Origin of the sequence: Algoriphagus vanfongensis DSM 17529 (assembly GCF_000429465.1) — a bacterium.
Classification (GTDB): Bacteria; Bacteroidota; Bacteroidia; order Cytophagales; family Cyclobacteriaceae; genus Algoriphagus; species Algoriphagus vanfongensis.
Genome location: NZ_AUBX01000014.1, coordinates 391,848 through 414,715 on the forward strand (window position 1 = coordinate 391,848; position 22,868 = coordinate 414,715).

Below are 22,868 nucleotides of genomic sequence, written 5' to 3' on the forward strand. Positions count from 1 at the left end.
TTTGCTTTTTGAATCTATTTTAGGTATAATTTTTCAACAATCATGAAGCGTATTCTTTCTATTTTTCTGATTTTCACAGTATGTACTGCCTGTGACCTGAATTCGCTTTGGAAAGACATCAAGCCAAAATCTGAATTGGAGAAACTTCCACCGATTACTCAGACCGGAGAAAACACATTTGGTTGTTTGACCAATGGGAAAGCAATGGTAGCCAATAACTCGTTATATGTTACAGCAATATATCAGGGTGGGATTTTGCAAATCGGAGGTCAAATGGATAAATCGGATACTTCTCAAAGTGTAAGAATTTTGGTTTTAGACCCTATTGTGGTAGGCGAAACTTATGACTTGAAAAATGAAGTTACAGGGGGGAAAGCAAAGTTTTTAAGATACAAAGATGTGCACGAGTGCCGATATGAGGCTGAACACATATTTGAAGGAAAAATCACCTACTCAAAAATAGACAGAACCAATTTCGTGGTTTCCGGGACATTTGAGTTTTCTGCCTCCAATGAAACTTGCGACACAGTCAGAGTGGCTGATGGCCGTTTTGATATTCAGTACACACCTTAAAGTTCAAACAAGAAAAACATCATTTTCACCCAGATTACTATAAAGGCTCACTGTACAGGTCTGAATGTTAAAAAAAACCTTCTAGAGCAATCTGGAAGGGTTTTTCTTTGGCAAGGCAAAAGAAAAAGGTCACTGAAAACAGTGACCTTTATTGTTTAAAATTTCTCTAACATAAACTGAAGAGCATTTCCTTAATTTGCTCTCATGTCTATCGTCTAAAGTCTTGTGTCTTACTTACGGCTCCAATGCCGCCACACCTGGAAGCACCTTGCCCTCCATATGCTCTAGCAAAGCACCACCACCGGTAGAGACGAAGGAAACTTCCTCACCAAAGCCAAACTTATTGACTGCCGCTGCAGAATCTCCTCCACCAATCAAAGAGTAAGCCCCGCCTTTGGTAGCTTCTACCACCGCTTCAGCGATTGCCTTGGTTCCTTTGTCAAAAGAACTCATCTCAAATACTCCCATCGGACCATTCCATAGAATAGTCTTGGAGTTTAAGATCGTCTCAGCAAACAGCTCTCTTGTCTTTGGTCCGATATCCAATCCCATCCAGCCATCAGGGATTTCTCCTCTATTAGCTAGGCCCTGCTCTGCGTCGTTGGCAAAGGCAGTGGAAATCACGGTATCCAAAGGCAAAATCAAGTTTACACCTTTTGCTTTGGCCTTTTCCATCAGTTCCAATACAAAGTCTACTTTATCTGCTTCCAGCAAAGAATCTCCAATCGTACCTCCTTGAGCTTTGGCAAATGTATAAGACATCCCACCACCGATGATGAGGTTGTCTACTTTGTCAAGCAATCGCTCGATGATCAAGATTTTGTCAGAAATTTTGGCGCCACCCATGATAGCAGTATAAGGTCTAGCCGGATCTCCCAATACTTTATCTGCATTTTTCAACTCTGAAAGCATCAAATAGCCACAGACTTTATCATTAAAAAACTGTGCAATCACCGCCGTAGAAGCATGTGCTCTATGTGCAGTACCAAAGGCATCATTGACATAGATATCTCCCAATTTGGAAAGTTTTTCGGCAAATGCCTCATCCCCTTTTTCTTCTTCTTTGTAGAAACGAAGGTTTTCCAAAAGCAAAACTTCACCCGCCTTAAGACCTTCTGCCAAGCTCACTGCCTCACTTCCGATGCAGTCTGGAGCAAATTTGACAGATCTGTCAAGTGCCTTCTCCAATTCTACAATGATATGCTTAAGGGAGAATTTATCTTCAGGGCCGCTTTTTGGTCGACCCAGGTGGGACATCAAAATCACCGATCCACCATCGGACAAGATTTTGTTGATCGTAGGTAAGGCAGCCTGGATTCTCGTGTCATCAGTCACATGAAACTGATCATCCAAGGGAACGTTGAAATCCACTCGGATTAGGGCTTTTTTCCCTTCAAAACTGAGGTTATCTACATTTTTGATTCTAGGATTCATAAAATAGGATTGTATGGGTAATCAAAATTTGAACAAAATAGGCCTGAATTTATCAAAGTTTCGGGCAAAAAGCGATTTTATCGAATGATCAATTTGTAAAGATCAGCTTAGCCTTGGGCTGCAGCTCTTTTCAATCGGTCATTCATCGCCGGACCTAAGCCATGCTCTGGCATCCATTCAGCCACTATCAGCTCTACTTCTGCCTCATCTAGCCGTCTCATTGATGCAAAAAGTCCAGCAGCAGCCTCTTTCAAATCTCCAGAAAGACTTAATTGGATCTGAAGATCCTGAGAAACTTGATTAAAATTCTCTATCAGGCTGAGCACTCCTATCTTTTTACCTGCTTCCAGGAAGGAAGGCACCAACTCCTGCAGTTTTCCAACATAGAATGGTTTACGTGGTGCATAGTGGCTCTCCAACAGTCCTGGAGCACTGGGATTGCTACTGCTATGAGTTTTTACCTTCACGGCACCTACCATAGCTTCTAAGGCATGCAACTCCAAACCTCCAAGTCTGTAGACAACGATTTCATCTCCTTCCACGCCTAAGATGGTACTCTCCAATCCAACCTGACAGGAACCCCCATCCAAAATGTACGGGATTTTCTGACCCAGTTGCTTCTGCACATGATCAGCCCGGGTAGGACTGATATAGCCGAAAGGATTGGCGCTAGGTGCCGCTAGAGGGAAGTCCAATTGTTGGAGCAAAGACAATGTCAGAGAATGTGACGGAATCCTGACTGCCACCCGATCCAAGCCAGAAGTCACCAAGTCAGGAATAATCGCCTTTTTAGGCAAAAGCAAAGTCAAAGGCCCTGGCCAAAACACATCTGCAAGAGTCTTTAACTGATCAGGGATGTACTCGACCCATTGTGCCACTTTCTCCAATGAATCGGTATGGATGATCAAAGGATCAAAGGACGGTCTATTTTTAGCTTCAAAAATCGCAGCCACTGCCATGGGATCAAGTGCATTGGCAGCAAGCCCATACACCGTCTCTGTAGGAATACCTACCAGTCCTCCAGACTCTAGCAGAGCTTTAGCTTTGGCAATATCTTGACCGATTTCAGCCATTAGTCACAAAATTCCTCAATCCAGGATTTGGCTTCTGTATACCCTAATGAAAGCGCCATTTTCAAATCTGCGCAGCCAGCTTCTTTTTCCTGCTCGCCAAGTGCACTCATTCTGGTGACACCCAAGAGATAATAGGCTGCCGCATTTCTATTGTCTAGGTTGACGGCATTTGTCAGTGACTCCATAGCACCAAGTGGGTCATTGTTCCCTACTTGTGCTTTGCCCTTATTGAAGTGCACCAAAGCCTGATTAGGGTTCACTTGAAGAGCCATATCAAAATCCAAAATAGCGTCTTCATATGCCTCTATCCCTAAAAGTGCCAAACCTCTATTGTAATAGATGTCTGTTTGAGCCGGGTCCAAACCATTTGCCATGTTGTAATCTGAAACAGCTTCCTTAAAATTCCCCAATTCCAAATTTGAGTTACCTCTATTAAACCAAGGCTTGTAGCTAGATGAGTCTGCTTCTATGGCCCGAGTAAATACCGGAATCGCTGCCTCATATTGGGACTGTTGAAACAAAGCTACGCCTTTGGCATTAAGCGCAGAGGCATTGCTGGGGTTTTGCTCCAGAGCACGGTCAAAATAGACAATGGCTTCATTCCAAGCCTGAGCATCCATTTTTTCAATACCTGCAGTCATCAATTCCTCCTCACTGGGACTACACGAAAACAATACCACGGCGATTACTGCCAAACTCAATAAATTTCTCACTTGCTAGCTAATTTTGGGGCAAAGATAGGAATTCAGGCCTGCTTTTCGGACTGATTCAGCAATTTCGCTCTGTAATTTTCCGGAACAGACACGGGTTTCATCGTCTTCATATCGACAGCTACCATTGTGCTCAGGCATTTGGCAAAGACCAGATCCTTTTCAGTCTCAGAGCTTCCTACCAGGTATTGCTCCAAGACAAACGAAGACGTACCGATTTTGACACAGCGCACCAAAGCATTGACTTGATCTTGGAGATGAATGGGCCTGAAGTAATCCATTTCCACTCGGGCAACTACCGCCCCAAATTTCATAACATCCCACTGACAGGCACGATGTAAAAAATCAGCTCTGGAATGCTCAAAGTAATTGAAATAGATCCCATTATTCACATGCAGATATCCATCGATATCTGAGAAGCGAATCTGTATTGGGGTACTAAAAGGGAAGGATTCTTTAGAAATAGACTGCTCCATTTCGGCCTTAGAGTAAAATTTCAGATTTTGAAGTCTTCTCCAGCATCCGGAGAATGGACGGATTGTAACCAATCATATCCACGACGGAGTCAAAAGTAAACCAAGCCAATGAAATGCTTTCATTGCTCATCACAAGCTGATCAGAAAGCTCCGCTTCCATTAGAAATCTGACATCATAATGAAAGTGCTCCGGCACATGAGGACGCTCTGGGATGATGTGCTTATCCAAATCAAAAATACTGGACTCGACCAAGCGGATATTTGTCAACCCACTCTCCTCCTCGGCTTCCTTTAGAGCTACTTCGACTAGATTTTCCTCTCCGTCCGCATGCCCTCCTAGCTGCAGCCATCGACCCAGCTTCTTGTGCAAAGTCAAAAGCGTATGAGTCCGGTCAGGGTTTACAATCCAAGAGGATGCAGTAAAATGTCCTGCTAATCTTTCTCTTCGAAAAGCCAAAGGATCATCGGTGAGGTTGATGAAATCCTGTACAAATCCCGCCTCCTCTTCGTAAGGAGTCCGGTATTTTTCTAGCTGGTTTTTGAGTATAAGTCTATCCATCGGCTGATTTAAATAAGTGATCGATCAGTTGATCAAAAGGCAACGCATCCTGAAACAACCGATCCGAATAGACCGTTGCCAGGAATTTGATATAGCTGGGCTGATTGTCAATCGTAATTTTCTCGAGACTGATATTTCCGTACAACTGGGAAATCAACTCATTTTCGGCAGTCTTCTGAAGCGGAGGTTTAAAATAAAACTTCTCCGTTGCTTTCACTTGCTGGTTGACTTCTTCCAACTTGCGATCCAAACTGACCTGTCGATACCCCAAATCTAAAACTCGCTCTGAAAATGCCAAGAAAAGAGCAGAAAAAGATCCTTTGGTGAATGGTTCATCGTAGGAAACTGCAAATCCATTGGCATAGGGTGACTGAAAGAGGTGAACCTCAGGCCTGTTGGCTATCTGAGTCCTTTTCAAATGGAAGTTTCGGTAAATCAGCTCCAACGTTTCTCTGCCCGTATCAGAGGCTATCCAAGACTTAGACTCTGCCAGTTCCTCTTCTTTGAAAGTGAAATTTTCCTTATGATTTATGGGAGTCTGCTCAGATCCTCTAAAGACTTTTTTCAGCAAATCATCCAAAAAACTGCTCATCTTTTTTCAATATTAAATTTTCCCCCGACATCTCTTGTCAAGAGACCTTCATCGAGCATTTCCCTCAGGAGTTTAAGAAAAAAGTCAGCATCACTAACTTTCATTTTTTCCATCAACTTCTCTAAAACTAACCCAGCTTCCTGTTTCAAAGTTTCCAACACTGCTGATTTGAGTCGAGAAGATTCTTTGGTTGGATCCTTTTTCTGAGCCACACACCAGTCACACACGCCACATTGCTTATCGGTGTGCTCTCCAAAATACTCCTGAATAAACTGCGTCCTACACAATACCTTCTGCCGCGTGTACGTGACCATTTCATTGGCCTTGCTCTTGGTCAATTCTCTTCTCAGTTCAATCCTTTTAAAATTCAATGGAAGCTTCCCTGCATCATATCTCGATGTCAAAAATGTGATTTGGGGCTTGTCTTTTCGCTCCTCGTAATCCATCACTTCCAGTTTGGCGAGTAGCTGCAAGCTTTTGATCACCTTCGCTTCGCTAGTCTCCAGGTTTTTGGCCAATTTGGATTCATTGATTTTTAGATATTCGGAGAAAAGGTTTCCCCCATAGGTCCTCAATAGCAACTTCACCAATGGATCTAAGGCCGCATGAGAAATCTGAACCTCATAGAGTTGTTGTGGTGAAACCAAAATGTGAAGTTTGGAAGGGCTGAAAAAACTCTCACTGATCCCTATGAACCCTTCTTCTTCCAATACTTTCAGCGCATAAAAAGTCTCCAAAACCCCCAAATTGTAGGTTTCGGCAAACGAGCTCCACTCAAAATCAAAGCTGCTGAGCATATTACTACCCACTGCGATCCGGAAATAATTGGCCAGACACTGGTATACTTTTTTGACAAAATCCAGGGGCGGATAGACCAGATCAGCCCGCTTCAGCAGGAGCTCCATATCTTCTTCATTGCTCAGGATCACTGCAAAGGACTTTTTCCCATCTCTACCTGCCCGACCTGCTTCTTGATAGTAGTTCTCCAGATTTTCGGGCAAATCTGAATGAATCACCACCCGCACATCCGGCTTGTCTATTCCCATTCCGAAAGCATTGGTACTCACCATCACCCGGAACTGATTTTTCATCCAAGCTTCCTGCTGCTGATTTCGCAGATCCATTTTCATACCTGCATGATAGGCTCCCGCCTTGACCCCCAACTGATTGAGTGCTTTGGCTATCTGATGCGTCGCTTGCCGATTCCTCACATACCAGATCGCAGTTCCATCTACACGACTCAGAATTTCCTTTCCTTTTTCAAGCTTATTTTCGGCCAGCCTCACACTAAAGCTCAGATTTTCTCTGGCAAAACTCTGCCTGAAAACAGCCGGAGATTTCATCTCTAGCCTTTCCAAAATCTCCTGCTCGACCTGGGGCGTCGCTGTAGCAGTCAAAGCAAGCACTTTCACCTCTGGCTGAAAAACACGAATAGCCGAAATCTCCAAATAGGACGGCCGGAAATCATGTCCCCACTGCGAGATACAATGAGCCTCGTCAACGGCGATCAAATTCACATTCATCTGCTTGAATCGCTCCAGAAAGAGCTCGGACTTCAGCCGTTCTGGCGAAACATAGAGAAACTTGTAATCCCCATGGACGCAATTGTCCAAAGTGCGATCGATCTCCTTGTAACTCATCCCAGAGAAAACCGCCGCGGCCAGCACACCTTTACTTCTCAACTGATCCACCTGATCCTTCATCAGAGCGATCAGCGGACTGACCACAATACAAATCCCTTCCTTGACCAATCCTGGCACTTGATAGCAGAGGGATTTTCCCCCACCAGTTGGCATCAAGGCAAGTGTATCCTTACCCTCCACTACTGCCTGGATTACCTGCTCTTGGACTGGACGAAATTCTTCCCATCCAAATACTTGGTTCAATATAGATTTGGGACTAGGCTGCACTTACCAGGTGGGCTTTGATTTGCTTAAAAAAGAAGCAATGCCATGCTTGCAGTCTTCATGAGACCTTGCCTGAGTATTGACTTCAGCAGCTAGCCGTAATGCCTGAATTCTAGAATTTTGATGGATGCTACGAAATAATTTCTTGGTTTCCCCCATCGAAAATCCTGAGTTTTCAGAGATCAATTTGTCACAAAAATCCAAAACGGTTTTTTCCAAAAAATCAGAGTGAGCCACGGCAGTGATCAATCCCAGAGAGGCTGCTTTGGTGGAAGTGATCAGCTCACCCGAGAGCAACAGTTCTTGGGCTGGAGCAGTCCCGATTTGCTCTTGTAGATATACAGACACCAAAGCAGGAACAAAACCAATCTTCACCTCAGTAAATCCAAATAAAGCCTCAGGAACAGAAAATGCAAAGTCACACACCGTCACCAGACCACAGCCACCCGCCAAGGCATGTCCCTGCACTTCGGCTATAATTACTTTGGGGAAATTATAAATCAGTTCAAACAGCTCCATCAGGCTTTTGCTATCTGCAAGATTCTGCGCAGGGGTGAATTCCTGCAACTGCTGGATATAAGCCAGATCTGCCCCAGCACAAAAAGCCTTGCCTTCTGCTTTGATCCGAACCACCTTGACTTCATCTTCCTTTTCCATAGCCCGCAGGCTTTGCTTCAGCTCCTCCACTAGTTTCGGACTGAGGGCATTCCTTTTTTCAGGACGATTCAATCGCACAGTCCCTATTCTGTTGTCAATTTCTGTAAGTACCAGTTGGCTCATGACGTTTTTACTTCGGTGAATTAAGTTAGTCGGAGAAAAAGGGATTGCCAAATTAGGCTTAAAAAAGAATTTTTGACGTGACATCCGTGGAGATGGATCGACCAAACTCAGATTTACCCCAAGAGTCCTCCTCCCAAAGTGAGATATTGACCTTTACCCTATTCCAAAACCTCAACTGATCCCCATCTAAAACTATACCGACCTCTGGAAAAACAACCACTTGGTCAGAGCCAGAAAAACTCATCAATGCCTCCGCATTCGTTCCCCAGGCTCTACGGATCCGATGTGGCTCGACTTTGTACGACCATTCATCAGGTTGGATGCCGGCATTCCATGATTTGAGACCTGATCCATCCCAATAATCTATTGCAAACCCCTGTTGCCCTTGATAGACGATCAACTCAGGACGGACACTCTGCCTCACTCTGTAGAGATCTACAACAACAAAAATCACGAATACAATCGCTCCACTATAGATTAGTATTCTTTTTGACACATAATCCCAGGCTGCCCAAATCAATAAAAAAAACCAAACCACAATCATCAAGACGGGCTGGATACCTATCCCTGTCACCTGCCCAAAAGGCAAATTTCTTAGCAATTCCAAGCACCAGAGTTCTAGCTGAAGTAGAAGACTCACCCCCACTCCGAGTAAATCTCCTACCCAAGGAATCCATCCAAAAATCAAGAGCGGAATGCCCAAATTCATCACACAAAAAGTCAGCGGAATAGCGATCAAATTCCCAATCAAAAACCAAGTAGGAAAGCTGTGAAAATAATAGAGCGTAAGTGGAAAAGTGACCAATTGAGCAGCTAAAGATACCGCAAGCAGCTGCCAGACATATTCGGAAACTTTATTGGGAGGCAACCACCATCGTACGATCAATGGCTGAATCAAGACGATTCCTGCTACCGCCAGATAAGAAAGCTGAAAACCCACCTCAAAAATCACGTCTGGGTCCAATAAGATCATGAGCATTGCAGAAAAGGCCAAAATATTAAAAACAGGAGGTTTTCTCCCTTTCATCTGCCCCAGAGTGATCAATGAAAACATAACAGAAGCCCGTGCCACCGAAGGGCTAAAGCCCGTCAATGCTGCAAAAACCCAAATACAACCTACTATCCCGAGATGATAATAGTTTTTTGCTTTTCCTTTGAGGCGAAGCGGCTTCACCAAAAACAGCAACACCGCAACCAATATCCCCACATGCAATCCTGAAACAGCCAAGATATGCATTACACCCGCTTCGGAAAATGCAGCTTTGGTATCCCTATCCAAAAAATCCTTTTGCCCCAAAAGTAAAGCCAAAGCTACCTGCTGCGCTCTAGAGTGATGGACTTTGTTCCTGACCAGCTCAATCAAACTATGTCTCAAATCTGCAAACCAATCCTTTTGCTCAGTAGAAGTCACAACCTGAAAGCCAGACTTTGAAAACTGTTGAAAATCGATTCCTTTTTTCTCCAGATATTTTCTGTAATCAAACTCATCGGGATTTTGCGGAGCTGGAACAGGAGGAGGCTTTTGATGCACCACCAGGACATCACCTTGCCTAATGCCCTTCTCCGACTGGTGGTAGAAAAGCACCTTCCCTCCAACCTCTCTCCATTGTCCATCATGAAAAGTAGCCAAAACCTCCAAAAGATTTTGATTGGAATTTTCTTTGGCCACATCCTCCTGCAATGCCACTGCTAAAAAAGGTCCTTCCACCGAATCAGAGGGCTGGCGATGAGCGGAATGGATACTTTGACACAAGATGCCCAGTAAAACCAACTGAAAATAGGCGGCAATAGCGACAAATCCCCTTCCCATTTTGCGAATACTCAATAGCGACATCCCCGACCAACACAGAGCCAACAAAATGGAGATAAGTATTATTGACAAGTGTAGCCGACTCCCAATGGCCAGACCTAGAAGGAGAAACGGCAAGTATCTTAAAAATGGAAAATCAGCAAACCTCATCTTCAAAAAAATTGAAAGTGAATTTAAGAAATTGCTGGCAAAAAAATAGCCCCAAAACGGGGCTAAACTATTCTCTTATAAAACTTTAGAACCTATATCCTAAACTAAAACCAGCATTGACTTCTATCCTGGCAAACCTGTCTGCTACTTCATCGCTGAAGCCTCTGGTCACACTTGCATATGGACCAAATGCGAAATGATCGGAAATCTCCCATTTGTATCCTGCTCCTGCGCCAAACATGAACGCATTCATATTGGTGGTAGTCACCCCTCCATCGACAGTTTCTTCAAACTCCCCAAAACGTAACTTCGCCAATGGATAGATGTAAAATCGACCTCTTGGTAGCTGATCAGTATTATTTCCTCCAAAATAGAAGTTCATCGAAACCTGAGCTGAGTTAGTTTTATATTTCTTCCCTTTATTTTCATTGTTGAACCCAAACCTGTCATTGAGTAGAAGCTGCAAGTCCAAAGAATGGTCACTGGAAAGAAATCTTTCATAGCCAATCTCAATAGATCCCAAAGCAATCAGATTAAAGAAGTTTACTTTCACTTCATTGCTAAAATCTCCGACATACCCATTTCCGGTACTACTTGAGATGACTTCCTGGGATTGGGCGTTTGTCACGACTGCACCCATTAGCAACATGGCAAATAATAGTTTTTTCATAGTTTAAAATTCTAGTTGGTCAAAAATACTCAAAACTTAGGCCAGTTCCATTCTATAATGCTGGATATTACACTCTTCAAATTGATCCCCAACTTTTTTGAAACCGAATTTCTCATACAAAGGGACAGCAAGAATCTGAGAGTTGAGGTATTTCATTTTTCCTTTGGCATCAGGATGAACCATAATATCTCTTAAGACCGCAGTGAGTAAAGCTTGCCCTACTCCTTTCCCCCTTGCTTCGGAAAGAACTGCAAATCTTTCCAGTTTTATCCCCTCTGAAGTAAATCTCCAACGGGCTGCCCCCACAGGTTTTCCTTGTGCAGAAGCTAGAAAATGAAAAGATTCATCTTCAAACTGATCATACTCTTTGTCAGCAGGAACATTCTGCTCTTCTACAAAAACCTTTGAGCGAATACTGAAGACAATGTCTTTTGCAGACTTACCTAGTGCCTTTTCTACTAGCAGACTCATACTTCTGTTGCTCTTTTTCTTCCTGATTCTTTTCGTATGCTTCGATAATTGCTTTCACCAATTTGTGCCGGATCACGTCCTTCCCACTTAAATTGACGATACCGATCCCTTTGACATCTTTCAAAATTCTCAAGGCTTCAGAAAGCCCGGATTTTTGTCTGACAGGAAGGTCTACCTGCGTCTGATCCCCAGTGATGATCACCTTAGAATTGGGCCCCATTCGCGTCAAAAACATCTTGATCTGCTCCGAGGTAGTATTTTGAGCTTCATCCAGCAGCACGAAGGCATCATGGAGAGTCCGTCCTCTCATATAGGCTAGAGGAGCTATCTCTATGACTCTTGTTTCTTGATAATACTTCAGCTTTTCCGGCGGCACCATATCCTGAAGTGCATCATAGATCGGACGCAAATACGGATCGAGTTTTTCCTGCAAGTCGCCAGGCAAAAAACCCAAGTTTTCTCCTGCTTCTACGGCCGGTCTTGTAATGATGATTCGCTTGACTTCGCGATTTTTCAATGCACGCACCGCCAATGCTACTGCGATATAGGTCTTCCCGGTACCAGCTGGCCCAAGGGCAAAAACCAAATCATTCTTCATCGCAGCCTCTACCAGCTTACGCTGATTTGGAGACTTTGGCTTGATGACCAGCCCCTTATTGCCAAATACAATCACCTGATCTCGATTGGCTTCCTCAAAAGGAACTCCTTCTACGTCAAGATAATCTTTGACATTTTCAGGTGTGAGATGCCCAAATCGATCCATGTGCTCCAGCAATAAATTGAGCACATTATTGATACGCAAGATTTCCGGAGCTCCTCCCTGAATTCGGATTTCATTGCCCCGAGAGATGATTTTTGATTGTGGAAAGGCTTGTGCCAGTTGCCGTATATTTTCATTGGCAGTCCCCAAAAACTCTGCAAGGGGCACATTTTCCAGTGTGATTACTTTTTCTACCAAACTTTTTCTTTGATTAAATCTGCTTGAATGGGATAGGATAAAATTTCTATTTTTGTCCTGAGCCCTCCTAACAAAAGTACATAATTTTAATTGACTTGCTTCTATGGCATTGGTGACATTCCTCTCAGATTTTGGGGACCAAGACTACTACGTACCTGCGGTGAAAGCCAAAATGTTGGCGATCAATCCGCAATTGAACATCATCGACATTTCTCACAGTATCGAGACCTTCGATCTAGCGCATGCTGCCTTTATTCTCCGAGCTACTTTTCGGGATTTCCCCAAAGGAACCGTCCACCTCGTTGCCATGAATACAACTGGAAACATGACGCAAGGTTATATCGGAGTGAAATTGGAAGAACATATTTTCATTGGTCCCAACAATGGAATTTTGAGTCTATTGGCAGACCAAGACCCCGGTATTTTGGTACAGTTTGCGGATATCCACCTGAAAGACACCTCATTTCCAGCCAAAGATATTTTAGCTCCGATTGCAGCAAAAGTAGCATCTGGAGCCGCAATCCATGATTTCGGAGGACCTTTGACAAATTTCAGGAAATTGATGCCTCGCAATCCCAAAGCCACTCGGGAGCTGATCATTGGCCATGTGATGCGGGTGGATCGCTACGGAAATCTAATCACGAATATCCGAAAGGAAGTTTTCGATCAGTTGAATCCCGGAAGTTTCTCCATTGAATTTGGCAGGGAAAGTCTCGACCGCTTGAGCGCTGGCTGCGATCAAGTCGAACCAGGCGACTGCTTTGCCTATTTCAATAGTCTAGGCCTATTGGAAATCGGGATCAATCACGGACATGGCGGGAATTTGCTCGGTTTGAAATTCGAAAGCGTTGTCTACATTCATTTCAACTCCTAAGCGATGTTGATCCGGGTAGTTCGTATGACATTTCAGGAAGAGAAAGTGGGCGATTTCCTCAGGATTTTTGATGAGAACAAGAAAAAAATCAGAAATTCCCCCGGATGCAGGCACTTAGAGCTATGGCAGGACGAAAATCAAAAAAATATTTTCACTACTTATTCCATTTGGGACTCCGAAAATTCACTGAATCAATACCGTGATTCTGAGCTTTTTAAATCCGTATGGATTCCTACGAAGACATTGTTTGGTGACAGGCCCTTTGCTTTTTCTTCAAAAAAAATAGACGAATTGGGATAGAGCTATTGGAGGATAAAAAAAATAGACTCATATTTGCATCCCGTTCGGAAAGGAACTGGATCAGGTCATCAAAAACCTGCTTGAAATGCCCAGGTGGCGGAATTGGTAGACGCGTTGGTCTCAAACACCAATGCCTTCGGGCGTGCCGGTTCGACTCCGGCCCTGGGTACAAAGGCTCACAGAAATGTGAGCCTTTTTTCGTTTGTAGGCAATAAAAAAACCTCTCCAAATTGAAGAGGCTTCTAAATCTACCTATTACCCTTTTTAGCCGGTGAAATAGGCTTCCAGTTCTGTCATCATCATAGCTTTGTCATGCATATCCCGGATTACTCTTCCTTTCTCTAGAAGGACAATCCGGTCACAAATCTCCGTCACATGATTCAAATCGTGAGAAGAAATCAGAAACGTCATTCTTGACTCTTCTTTCTCCTTCAGGATCAATTTTTTCAATCGGATCTGAGAACTTGGATCCAAATTTTCGAAGGGTTCATCCAGCAAAACCACTTCCGGATTTCCCATCATGGCAGCTGCGATCCCTACTTTCTTCAAGTTACCTTTCGATAGATCTCTAATATACTTTTTCTTCCCCCTTACTTCATCATTGAACAGCTCCGTAAACTTGGCCAAATGGGCCTCAAGATCTGCATCAGTCAAGCCGTATATTTTCCTCAAGGTCTGAAAATACTCATCCGGAGTCAGGTATGCCAGAAGCATGTGCTCATCCAGATAGGCTCCAGTGGTCTTTTTCCACTCCTCATCCTGAGTCACTTCCTTACCTCCGATACTTACCGAGCCGCTTGTCGGTCTTACCAGATCCAAAATCATCCGAAAAAGAGTGGTTTTCCCAGCTCCGTTATTGCCTACTAAGCCGAAACACTCCGAAGAGGGAATTTCCAAGGATTCCACATCCAGCACCACGGCTTCTTTGTATTGCTTTTTAAGGCTATCTATCTTGATCATAATTCTTGTCTAAAAGAGGAAGAAATCTCGTATTTATTATCGTAAACTCGTTTGATATTTATTTTGCTCAAAAGCTTAAAGCTCAAAATCCCAACTATCCCGCAAAGCGACAAAGCTATCAATCCGGCGTAATCGTTGATCAACAAGGAGAAAGGCAGGTAAATCAAATAAGGCAAAACCATCATCGGTACTACCATCAGCCATTGAGCCGCCCCTACTCCTTCGTAGTTAAACATGGCCCCTTTGTTCAGGTCCATTGGCTTGGGCTTCCACAGGGCCAAATAAATGATCGCATGAACCAGCACCCCGACATTGAACAAAAAGGTAGCCGCATGAACCGCCAAAATCTGCCATCCGAAGTAAACGTAAGGTACCGAAGCTAAAAAACACAAAATCGAAACTGAAATAAACAGCAAGTATTTTCCTTTGACCAGCTCTTCGACACCGCCCTTTTTGGATAGGTAAAAATCAAAGTTCTGCGAATTCCAGCTGAGGAACAATTGCCCATACTGGATCATGAAAATGCCGGTGATAAACACCCCTACAAAAATGAAAATTGGCGAAATCCCCTCGTCAGATGCATAGGCAGGATTGGTATAAAAGATCAAACCATACAAGAGAAAAAAACCCGTGAGCATCAAGTAAGTCCTACTTTTTTTATGCCGGATGATCAGCTTCCACTCTACATTGGCCATCTCACCTGCCTGACCAAATCTTGAGAAAAAGCCAATGGACTGATCCGTAAAGCGGACGTTTTCCTCCTCCGAAAGATCTTCCAAATAAGCATTGGATAGGTAATAAGAAAAGCACAAAAAGTAACTCCCAATCAAGCCTATCACCAAAACAATTACCGGAATCAGACTGGTCAATGCAAAGTCAAAGAGTGGCTTTATGATCTCGCCCAGATTATACCAACCCATGTAACTTGATCCAGAACCAAGAACAAGAACTGCCACCACGATGATCAAGCCCAGCGTGGAATCTTCAAACTTCTGTTTGAACCACAACATGAACCAATGCAAAATCCAGCTCATCAAGACGATGGACCCTACCCATCCCAGCACGCCTAGCATGCCGTATTCCGGCAATACTACCTGCACTCCAGATGGAAGAAATAGCAAAAGAGCGATGATACTCATCGGAGAGAAAAAGGACCTACCCAGCAGCATGTGCATGATTTTCTTTTTCCCGATCGGCAAATGCAGCAAACTCTCCAGATCCACCACAGGTAGCTGCTGGATGAAGTAGCGGTACATAAACTCAAAGAAAAAGAAGTAGATCAGGTAACTATTGAGCACCGACAAGGTGTCCTTAGAGCCTGTGATTTCCTGAATGATTTTGGGGAGAAATACTCCTGCCAAAACCACATAGGAAAGCAACAACAAAATGACCAGCCCCAAAACGATATTTGTAATTAAGCTTTTGGCAAAAGAGGTAGATCGAATACTTTTTAGAAATTGCAGTCGAATTAATTCGAAAAACATAGAATTGGTATTAAAAACTAATAAACTGTCTCAGGATAAATAAAGGAAGAATTCAGTTGACTAAAAAGTTACCCATGCATAAATCTGCACAAGAAACCGAATTTTATGATGTTGTTGAGGCCAGAAGGTCGGTCCGAATATTTGATCAAGAAGCTGCCTTTGATCACGACATTGTAGAAAAGGCCATTCAGGCAGCCATCCTGTCCCCCAACAGTTCCAATCTGCAGCTGTATCAATTTGTCCGAATACCAGAATCTTCCCCCAATAAAGATAAACTTGCTGAGCTCTGCATGCGCCAAAAAGCTGCAACAACTGCCCGAGAGCTTGTCATTGTCCTTACCAGAAGGGATCTTTGGAAATCCAGGGCAAACGCCAACTATGAGTTTATCCTTAACTCCAGACAAAATCAATCGGAGAAAAAAGTCAAACAGATAGGGAGTTATTACAAAAAACTGATCCCAAAACTCTTTGGAAAATTCCCCGGATGGACCTTGGTCAAGACAGCAATCGCTTGGTGGGTAGGTCTTCGCAGACCCATGGTTCGGGAAGTCAGCGAGACTGATGTCAGAATTTCCGTGCATAAAAGCGCCGCTTTGGCATCAATGACATTTATGCTGGCGATGAAAGCATCCGGCTATGACACCTGTCCCATGGAGGGTTTTGACTCCAAGCGTGTAAAAAAACTTTTAGATCTTCCTACTGCCTCAGAAATCTGCATGATAATAGGATGCGGAAACGGAAAGCCGGAAGGGATCTACGGACCTCGTTTCCGAGTTCCTTTTGAAGAGTTGGTGGTAGAAAAATAAAAGCCCGATAAATCGGGCTTTTTATCTCTTTAAGGATTCAATCTAGCCAAAATCTCTTTGGCTTCATGCCATTGTAATCTCGGACCAAATTGGCTGACAATTCTGGATGAAGCCATAGAAGCAAGTTTGCCACTCGATGCGTAGGAATGCCCATTGGTGATACCAAACAAGAAAGCTCCTGCAAACATATCTCCTGCACCATTGGAATCGATAGCAGTCGTCTGATAAGGCTCGATATCGATAAATGTATCCCCATCAAAGATCATCGCCCCGTTCTTACCCTGAGTGATCACGAAATGCTTCGCTACTTTTTTCATTTCTTCACGCGCATCCATCACATTGTCTGTACCTGTATAAAGCATCGCCTCTTCTTCATTGGAGAAAAGCAAGTCCACACTAGCACCGATCACATCATCAAAGTTTTCTTTGAAATACTTCACCATGGCCGGATCAGAAAAAGTCAAAGCCACCTTTGTACCTGCTTCTTCTGCAACTTTCTTGGCGTGGACCATCGCTTCTTTTCCGTTAGGAGAAGTCACTAGATATCCTTCTATGAATAGGTATTTGGAATCCTTGATCGCTGAGTCATGAATGTCTTTAGTCGAAAAATTTTGAGTAATTCCTAAAAAAGAATTCATAGTCCGCTCGGAGTCCTCGGTCACCATGACGAGACATTTCCCGGTCACACCATCTTCCAATGCCTCTTTTTTCAAGGCAATAGCAACTCCTGAGTCCACCAAGTCCTGCAAGTAAAAGTGTCCCAATTCATCATTTGCAACTCGGAAATTATAAAATGACTTACCGCCAAACTGACTTACCGCCACTATGGAATTGGCAGCTGAACCACCAGCTTGCTTTTTAGCCTCCTTGGTATTGATCACTGCCATCAAGGAGTTTTGGCGATCTTCATCCACCAAAGTCATCAGACCTTTTTCGACTCCATTGTCAGCAAAAAACTGATCGGTCACTTGAAACTCCATGTCCACCAAGGCATTTCCGATGCCTGTCACGTCGTATTTTTTCATTTTTTATGAATTGGAAAATTTTAAAATTGGTTTTGAAAGTGGGAAAGTTAGGTTCTATTTCACTATTCATTATTCCAGTTAAATCATTATTGTCAATTGAGAAATTCCGCTCTGAGGTTCAAAAGAGCCTCGTAAATCGTACTTCGAATTTCGTAAATCAAACTTCGTCAATCGAAAATCCGGTGTCTTTCAAATGGCTTATTCCTGTCGAACAAATAGCGATAAGTATGATGAGTCTTGTAGATTTCTGCCAAAAGCTGTTCACAAACACGCATCATTTTCGGGTTGAAATCACCGATCCAGTTCATCTCAATGGTTTTATAAGGGAAAGACGGCTTCCCGCTCATCTTATCATAAGAAATGATCATGGCGCTTTCCACACCCTTCCCCTGATGCTCAGGCACTACCCCGAAGACTAATCCTAGCATCTTATTGGGTGGAGAGAATGTCTTGTACCACAAGAATTTCAATTTCCCGATCAAATCCATCTTCCCATTGACATGCTTGAAAATCTGGTTGATCTCAGGTATCTGAATAAAGAACCCAACTGGATCTTCCTTGTGAAAAGCGAAATAAATCAAACGCTCATCGATGATAGGCTTCATTTTCCCAAACATCAACTTGGCCTCTTTCAAAGACAATGATTTCCCCATGTGCCTTGCCCAAGCTTTATTGTAGACGGTCATGAAATATTCCGGAGCTTTTTCCGCCAATTCTTTTCCTTTGATATATCTGAAAGAATAATCCGGATCAGCCATGATCTGATTGGCACGTTTGATCATCTTCTCATCAAATCCCAGATTCTGAACAGGCCTCATGTACGTGTACTGCTTGAAGTAAAGCTGAAAACCATAGTCCTCAAAAAACTGCTGGTAGTACTCAAAGTTCCAGGGCATATTGTAATTAGGCTCAGAAAAGCCATCAACAAGCAATCCCCACCATTTATCTCTCTCTCCAAAGTTGATCGGACCATCCATGGCCTCCATCCCTTCTGACTCCAGCCATTCTTTGGCTACATCAAACAACATAAAAGCCGCCTTCTGATCATTGATGCATTCAAAGAATCCAAGACCTCCAGTCGGCTGCTTTTCTTTCATTTTGGGATTGATGAAAGCGGCCACTCTTCCGATGCTTTCCCCTTTGTCATTTTGAAGCAACCAGCGCTTGGCTTTGGCTCCATTTCTAAAAAGCTTATTGGTTTCAGGGTGAAAAAGCCCTTCAATATCTGCGTCCAAAGGCCTGATCCAGTTCTCTTCATTTTTGTAAAGACGGACAGCCATCTGGATAAATTCCTTTTCCTGAGCAGGACTGCTAACTTCTACTAAGTTCATTGGGGAGATTTTAGTCCGCTAAAATACGGGAAGTGGTTGAAAGGGCAAAAATGAAAGCTATTCGTGAATTTGATCAAAAATAAAAAAGCTACTTCCAAAGAAGTAGCTTGTATTTTATAAGGCTTTACTCTACTACATCCCCATACAAATCAAACTCGGTAGCCTCGGTGATTTTCACATTTACAAAATCACCCACTCGGCAATAATCCTTGGAAGCGTCTATCAACACTTCATTATCTACTTCAACAGAATCGTATTCTGTCCGGCCTACGAAGTGACCCCCTTCTTTTTTATCAATTAAAACTTTGAAAGTCTTCCCAACTTTTTCCTGATTCAAATCATAAGAAATCTGCTCCTGAATTTCCATCAGATTGTTTGCCCGCTCCTGTTTCACTTCCTGAGGAATGGAATCTTCCATCGTGAATGCATGGGTGTTTTCCTCATGAGAATAAGTGAACACTCCCAATCGCTCAAATTTCATTCGCTCAACAAAGTCCACCATTTCTTGGTATTCTTTTTCTCCTTCACCTGGATGTCCAGCAATCAGGGTAGTTCGAATCGCTATATCTGGAAGAATATCTCGGATACTGTGAATTAAATCCTCCTGCTTCTGGCGGGTGGTTCCACGACGCATCGCTTTCAGCACATCCGTCGAACCGTGCTGCAAAGGAATATCCAAGTAGTTACAGATATTATCCCGCTCTTTCATCACCTCGATCACATCCATTGGAAAACCGGTTGGGTAAGCATAATGCAAACGGATCCAATCGATGCCATTCACATCAGAAAGTCTACGCATCAATTCAGCAAGATTTCTCTTTTTATAAATATCCAAACCATAATAGGTTGAATCCTGAGCAATCAACAAAAGCTCTTTGGTTCCTTGGGCAGCTTTATGCTCTGCCTCTTTCACCAACTCTTCAATAGGTCTGGAAATATGTCCGCCTCTCATCAAAGGAATCGCGCAAAAAGAGCAAGGACGGTCACATCCCTCTGAAATCTTCATGTACGCATAGTGAGAAGAGTGCGTCAACAATCTTTCCCCAACCAATTCATGCTTATAATCTGCCTTGAACTTCTTCAAAATCGCAGGCAAATCCCGTGTCCCAAAGAACGCATCCACCTGAGGGATTTCTTTTTCCAAATCGTCTTTGTAGCGCTGAGAAAGACAACCTGTCACATAGACTTTGTCCACCAACCCCTGCTCCTTGGCATCTACATATTGCAAAATCGTATCGATGGATTCCTGCTTGGCATTATCGATAAAGCCACAGGTATTGATGATAATGATGTTATTGTCATCCGTATTGGACTCATGGCTGGCGTTGATTCCATTTCCTTTGAGTTGGGTCAAAAGCACCTCAGAATCCACCAAGTTTTTGGAGCAACCCATGGTGATGATATTGACCTTGTCTTTTTTTAATGTTCTCGCTTTCACTGCTATTCGTCGATTTGGGAATGCAAAGGTAGGGAAAATAGAGTTGGAAAGTGAAAAAGTTGAAAGGTTGGAAAGTTCCCGACCCTCATAGTTTTGTTTCTAGGAAGTTGAAGGTCATCCAGAGATCAAGTTGCTGAATTTTTAAATTTTACAATTTTCAAATATTTCAATTCAAAAATCAGAAGGATTCTTGACATGCGTTTCCCACAAGAATAAGCCGTACGCCGGGGCGGCAGGAATTTTCTGCCAATCAGAATCTGGATTAGAAAGTCTGTTATGGATTTCTTCCAATTTCCATTCTCCAGACCCGACATACCAGATGGCCCGCATCATTTTCCGAACCTGGTGATGTAAAAAACCCTCTCCTTCCACTTCAAAACAATAAATTTCATCTTGCAGAAACTCTTTTGCCAAAACACCTTGATCAACTCGTATTTCACAGAAATTGATCTTGCGGGTAAAATCCGATTTGGTAGCGGAAGGAGTACAAAAAGCCTTAAAATCATGGCTTCCTTCAAATGCCTTTGCCGCCAGCTCCATTTGTTCCAACCTCAAATCCTTAAAAAGAGGTACTACAAATGAGGAAGCGAAGGCATGATTCTCATTTTCCGTGAAGTAATAACGATAGGTTTTTCTTTGGATTTGCTGGATCAAATTAAAAGATCGCTCCACTGGTTTGACCTCGTGAATGAAAATTTCTCCTCCCAAGTTTTCATTCAAAGCAGGGATCAATTGGATCCAATCGACTTCCTCTTTTAAGAAAATCTGGAAAAATCCCTGTTTACAACTAACTCCCGAGTCCGTTCTACTTCCACCCAGGACAGTGAAATCTTCATGCCCCAAAACAAACCGAATCACGCGTTCGATCTTCCCCTGAATAGTCGCTTGCCCTTTTTGGATCGCCCATCCTTTGTAGCGGGCTCCAAAATAGGAAATCGTAAAAAGATAGGAAAATGGTCTTGTTTGCACTGGTTGATTGTTAGAGTTTTGAGATTCTCCAGTCTCTTGGAGAGTTGGATCAGGTTGAGTAACTTGATACAAACCCAAAAATACTCTTATGAAAACATTTCTCAGCATACTACTGATTTTTGCAGGGATTTCTGCCTTTGGACAAAACCCTCCTTCAAAAGAAATTCAGATAAAAATGGCATTGCTAGCAGCTCCAGAGGATCAGCGGGAAAATGCAACAGTTTATGGATACGGCACAGATGGAGACATCATTCTTCTTCGACAAGGAAGTAACCAGACAGTTTGTTTGGGTGATGATCCGAGTAGAGAAGGACTGAGCATTGCGAGTTATCATATATCCGCACAACCTTTTATGGCAAGAGGCTGGGAACTCAAAAAAGAGGGAAAAACATTTAAGGAGATCTTTGACATCCGGGAAGCAGAATCCAAAGCCGGAAAACTTCAATTGCCTGATCAGGGAAGCGTTTTAAATGCATTGACTGCCGATGAAGCTGATGTGAATTGGACTACTGGAGAGGCAAAAAACACCTATACACGATCAGTGATTTATATTCCATGGGCTACTGCCGAAAGCACCGGACTTCCATTGAGTCCAGCTGGACCGGGCTTGCCTTGGATTATGGACCCTGGCACGCATCGTGCGCATATTATGATCAATCCGGCGAAGGATTGACCTAAAGTTTGAAATCTGAAATTAGAAATTTGAATTTATGGAAACTGAAATAACTTTCGTTGAAGACCGGATGATTATCTCAAGAAACGGGATGAAAGTGATTCAGGATGTAAGGGAAGTTTCCACTAGGCTTTTTGAAGCTTCAGAGGAAGAACGTATTAAATACAAAATTTCTCCTTCCGGCTATGGAATCCACTGGCCCTTAATAGATGAAGATATTTCGGTAAATGAGCTAGTAAAAAATCAGAAGTGACCTCAGGGAAAATAGAAAACTATTCAAATATTAAAATGAAACATCTTTTTTTTGTCATCCTTTTATTTTTTCATTGGAGTTATTCTTCTGCATGCGATTGTATAATGAACAAAAATTTAGAAGAAGCTCAGAAATTAAGTTTTGAGGAAAACGAATTAATCTTTGTTGGTAGAGTAACAGAAATAAGAAATGACGGAAGCTATGTATTAGAAATTATCGAGTTGTTTAAGGGAGAGATAATAGATTCGTCATTTGTTAACGGCATTTCTCACAATACTTGCTCAATGATCCCTCATAATCTCTATGAAACTTGGTTAGTCTACACTAATTTTAATAGCGAAGGAAATATATCAATTTCTCAATGCGGCCTTTCTAGAAGTTTTGAATCCCCATATTATTTTGGTTCAGGCTTTTTTCCTCCACCTCCTCCCGACATCAATAATCCAATAAAAATACTCGAATTGGAATCCCAAATTTTAGATATAAAGAAAAAAGCTTTGGAAGAATTAAAAAATGAAATTCTCTTACTAAGAAAAATGAAAAAAATCAGATGAAGTAAAAAAACCACCCCATTTCTGAGGTGGTTTTTAGA

At 42.8% G+C, this 22,868-nt stretch carries 25 protein-coding genes and 1 tRNA gene; 8 read left to right on the forward strand and 18 right to left on the reverse strand.

Annotated elements, in window-relative coordinates; translation table 11 throughout:
- The first annotated feature begins 42 nt into the window (after positions 1–42).
- A complete protein-coding gene (locus tag G460_RS0112920) occupies positions 43–573 on the forward strand; it encodes a Riean_0653 family protein (protein ID WP_026955752.1) in 531 nt (176 codons plus the stop codon).
- A gap of 234 nt (positions 574–807) precedes the next feature.
- On the opposite strand, the gene G460_RS0112925 is transcribed toward G460_RS0112920, so the two are convergent.
- From G460_RS0112925 to G460_RS0112985, 12 genes are all read right to left on the reverse strand, one after another.
- Positions 808–2,007 carry a phosphoglycerate kinase gene (locus tag G460_RS0112925; RefSeq protein WP_026955753.1) on the reverse strand — a complete coding sequence of 400 codons (1,200 nt, stop codon included), beginning with the start codon at positions 2,005–2,007 and terminating at the stop codon, positions 808–810.
- Between the two features lie 107 nt (positions 2,008–2,114).
- Positions 2,115–3,080, reverse strand: a complete 966-nt coding sequence (locus G460_RS0112930) for an L-threonylcarbamoyladenylate synthase (RefSeq protein ID WP_026955754.1) — start codon at positions 3,078–3,080, stop codon at positions 2,115–2,117.
- Positions 3,080–3,793 carry a tetratricopeptide repeat protein gene (locus G460_RS0112935; RefSeq protein WP_425393935.1) on the reverse strand — a complete coding sequence of 238 codons (714 nt, stop codon included), beginning with the start codon at positions 3,791–3,793 and terminating at the stop codon, positions 3,080–3,082. Before G460_RS0112935 ends, G460_RS0112930 begins: the two co-directional genes overlap by 1 nt.
- A gap of 32 nt (positions 3,794–3,825) precedes the next feature.
- The gene (locus tag G460_RS0112940) at positions 3,826–4,266 is read right to left on the reverse strand and encodes an acyl-CoA thioesterase (RefSeq protein WP_035464411.1); all 441 of its coding nucleotides are present in this window, start codon (positions 4,264–4,266) and stop codon (positions 3,826–3,828) included.
- 7 nt (positions 4,267–4,273) lie between these two features.
- The gene (locus G460_RS0112945; protein ID WP_026955757.1) at positions 4,274–4,825 is read right to left on the reverse strand and encodes an NUDIX hydrolase; all 552 of its coding nucleotides are present in this window, start codon (positions 4,823–4,825) and stop codon (positions 4,274–4,276) included.
- Entirely contained in the window at positions 4,818–5,417 is a 600-nt protein-coding gene (locus tag G460_RS0112950) for a hypothetical protein (RefSeq protein ID WP_026955758.1), read from the reverse strand. Before G460_RS0112950 ends, G460_RS0112945 begins: the two co-directional genes overlap by 8 nt.
- A complete protein-coding gene (locus G460_RS0112955) occupies positions 5,414–7,303 on the reverse strand; it encodes a RecQ family ATP-dependent DNA helicase (protein WP_342667610.1) in 1,890 nt (629 codons plus the stop codon). Before G460_RS0112955 ends, G460_RS0112950 begins: the two co-directional genes overlap by 4 nt.
- 24 nt (positions 7,304–7,327) lie before the next feature.
- On the reverse strand, positions 7,328–8,104 hold the full coding sequence (locus G460_RS0112960; protein WP_026955760.1) for an enoyl-CoA hydratase/isomerase family protein: 777 nt from the start codon (positions 8,102–8,104) through the stop codon (positions 7,328–7,330).
- Positions 8,105–8,162: 58 nt separating this feature from the next.
- Positions 8,163–9,986 (reverse strand): ComEC/Rec2 family competence protein, encoded by a 1,824-nt coding sequence (locus G460_RS0112965; RefSeq protein ID WP_169817514.1) that lies wholly within the window; start codon positions 9,984–9,986, stop codon positions 8,163–8,165.
- A 163-nt stretch (positions 9,987–10,149) separates the two neighbouring features.
- Positions 10,150–10,734: a DUF3575 domain-containing protein gene (locus G460_RS0112975; protein ID WP_026955762.1), complete on the reverse strand. Its 585-nt coding sequence runs from the start codon at positions 10,732–10,734 to the stop codon at positions 10,150–10,152.
- Between the two features lie 36 nt (positions 10,735–10,770).
- A complete protein-coding gene (locus G460_RS0112980; RefSeq protein WP_026955763.1) occupies positions 10,771–11,205 on the reverse strand; it encodes a GNAT family N-acetyltransferase in 435 nt (144 codons plus the stop codon).
- Entirely contained in the window at positions 11,174–12,163 is a 990-nt protein-coding gene (locus G460_RS0112985; RefSeq protein ID WP_026955764.1) for a PhoH family protein, read from the reverse strand. The genes G460_RS0112980 and G460_RS0112985 overlap by 32 nt, the downstream gene beginning before the upstream one ends.
- Positions 12,164–12,266: 103 nt before the next feature.
- On the opposite strand from G460_RS0112985, the gene G460_RS0112990 reads away from it, so the two are divergent.
- The 3 genes from G460_RS0112990 (at position 12,267) to G460_RS0113000 (ending at position 13,506) form a co-directional block, all read left to right on the forward strand.
- Positions 12,267–13,037 carry an SAM hydrolase/SAM-dependent halogenase family protein gene (locus G460_RS0112990; RefSeq protein ID WP_026955765.1) on the forward strand — a complete coding sequence of 257 codons (771 nt, stop codon included), beginning with the start codon at positions 12,267–12,269 and terminating at the stop codon, positions 13,035–13,037.
- Positions 13,038–13,040: 3 nt separating this feature from the next.
- Positions 13,041–13,337, forward strand: coding sequence for a putative quinol monooxygenase (locus G460_RS0112995; RefSeq protein WP_026955766.1), 297 nt, complete (start codon positions 13,041–13,043; stop codon positions 13,335–13,337).
- A gap of 87 nt (positions 13,338–13,424) precedes the next feature.
- Positions 13,425–13,506, forward strand: a tRNA-Leu gene (locus tag G460_RS0113000).
- Between the two features lie 95 nt (positions 13,507–13,601).
- Here the strand turns inward: G460_RS0113000 and G460_RS0113005 are convergent.
- Both G460_RS0113005 and G460_RS0113010 read right to left on the reverse strand, forming a co-directional pair.
- A complete protein-coding gene (locus G460_RS0113005; protein WP_026955767.1) occupies positions 13,602–14,297 on the reverse strand; it encodes an ABC transporter ATP-binding protein in 696 nt (231 codons plus the stop codon).
- On the reverse strand, positions 14,294–15,781 hold the full coding sequence (locus tag G460_RS0113010) for a DUF5687 family protein (protein WP_026955768.1): 1,488 nt from the start codon (positions 15,779–15,781) through the stop codon (positions 14,294–14,296). Before G460_RS0113010 ends, G460_RS0113005 begins: the two co-directional genes overlap by 4 nt.
- A gap of 74 nt (positions 15,782–15,855) precedes the next feature.
- Between G460_RS0113010 and G460_RS0113015 the strand changes: the two genes are divergently transcribed.
- Positions 15,856–16,587 carry a nitroreductase family protein gene (locus G460_RS0113015; protein WP_026955769.1) on the forward strand — a complete coding sequence of 244 codons (732 nt, stop codon included), beginning with the start codon at positions 15,856–15,858 and terminating at the stop codon, positions 16,585–16,587.
- Positions 16,588–16,616: 29 nt separating this feature from the next.
- On the opposite strand, the gene G460_RS0113020 is transcribed toward G460_RS0113015, so the two are convergent.
- The 4 genes from G460_RS0113020 to truA all read right to left on the reverse strand — a co-directional run bounded on the left by G460_RS0113020 (position 16,617) and on the right by truA (position 21,458).
- The gene (locus G460_RS0113020) at positions 16,617–17,612 is read right to left on the reverse strand and encodes an adenosine kinase (protein WP_026955770.1); all 996 of its coding nucleotides are present in this window, start codon (positions 17,610–17,612) and stop codon (positions 16,617–16,619) included.
- A 167-nt stretch (positions 17,613–17,779) separates the two neighbouring features.
- The gene (locus G460_RS0113025) at positions 17,780–18,943 is read right to left on the reverse strand and encodes a hypothetical protein (protein WP_026955771.1); all 1,164 of its coding nucleotides are present in this window, start codon (positions 18,941–18,943) and stop codon (positions 17,780–17,782) included.
- Positions 18,944–19,067: 124 nt separating this feature from the next.
- The gene (gene rimO, locus G460_RS0113030) at positions 19,068–20,381 is read right to left on the reverse strand and encodes a 30S ribosomal protein S12 methylthiotransferase RimO (protein WP_026955772.1); all 1,314 of its coding nucleotides are present in this window, start codon (positions 20,379–20,381) and stop codon (positions 19,068–19,070) included.
- Positions 20,382–20,552: 171 nt separating this feature from the next.
- Complete coding sequence (truA, locus tag G460_RS0113035; protein ID WP_084421301.1) at positions 20,553–21,458, reverse strand: tRNA pseudouridine(38-40) synthase TruA; 906 nt, start codon at positions 21,456–21,458, stop codon at positions 20,553–20,555.
- On the opposite strand from truA, the gene G460_RS0113040 reads away from it, so the two are divergent.
- From G460_RS0113040 to G460_RS0113050, 3 genes are read left to right on the forward strand one after another with little or no spacing between them, the layout of a single operon-like run.
- On the forward strand, positions 21,439–22,023 hold the full coding sequence (locus tag G460_RS0113040; protein WP_026955774.1) for a hypothetical protein: 585 nt from the start codon (positions 21,439–21,441) through the stop codon (positions 22,021–22,023). The two genes, truA and G460_RS0113040, sit on opposite strands and share 20 nt — an antisense overlap.
- Positions 22,024–22,060: 37 nt before the next feature.
- Positions 22,061–22,276: a DUF2442 domain-containing protein gene (locus tag G460_RS0113045; RefSeq protein ID WP_026955775.1), complete on the forward strand. Its 216-nt coding sequence runs from the start codon at positions 22,061–22,063 to the stop codon at positions 22,274–22,276.
- Positions 22,277–22,311: 35 nt separating this feature from the next.
- Positions 22,312–22,830, forward strand: coding sequence for a hypothetical protein (locus G460_RS0113050; RefSeq protein ID WP_157366927.1), 519 nt, complete (start codon positions 22,312–22,314; stop codon positions 22,828–22,830).
- Positions 22,831–22,868 lie beyond the last annotated feature (38 nt).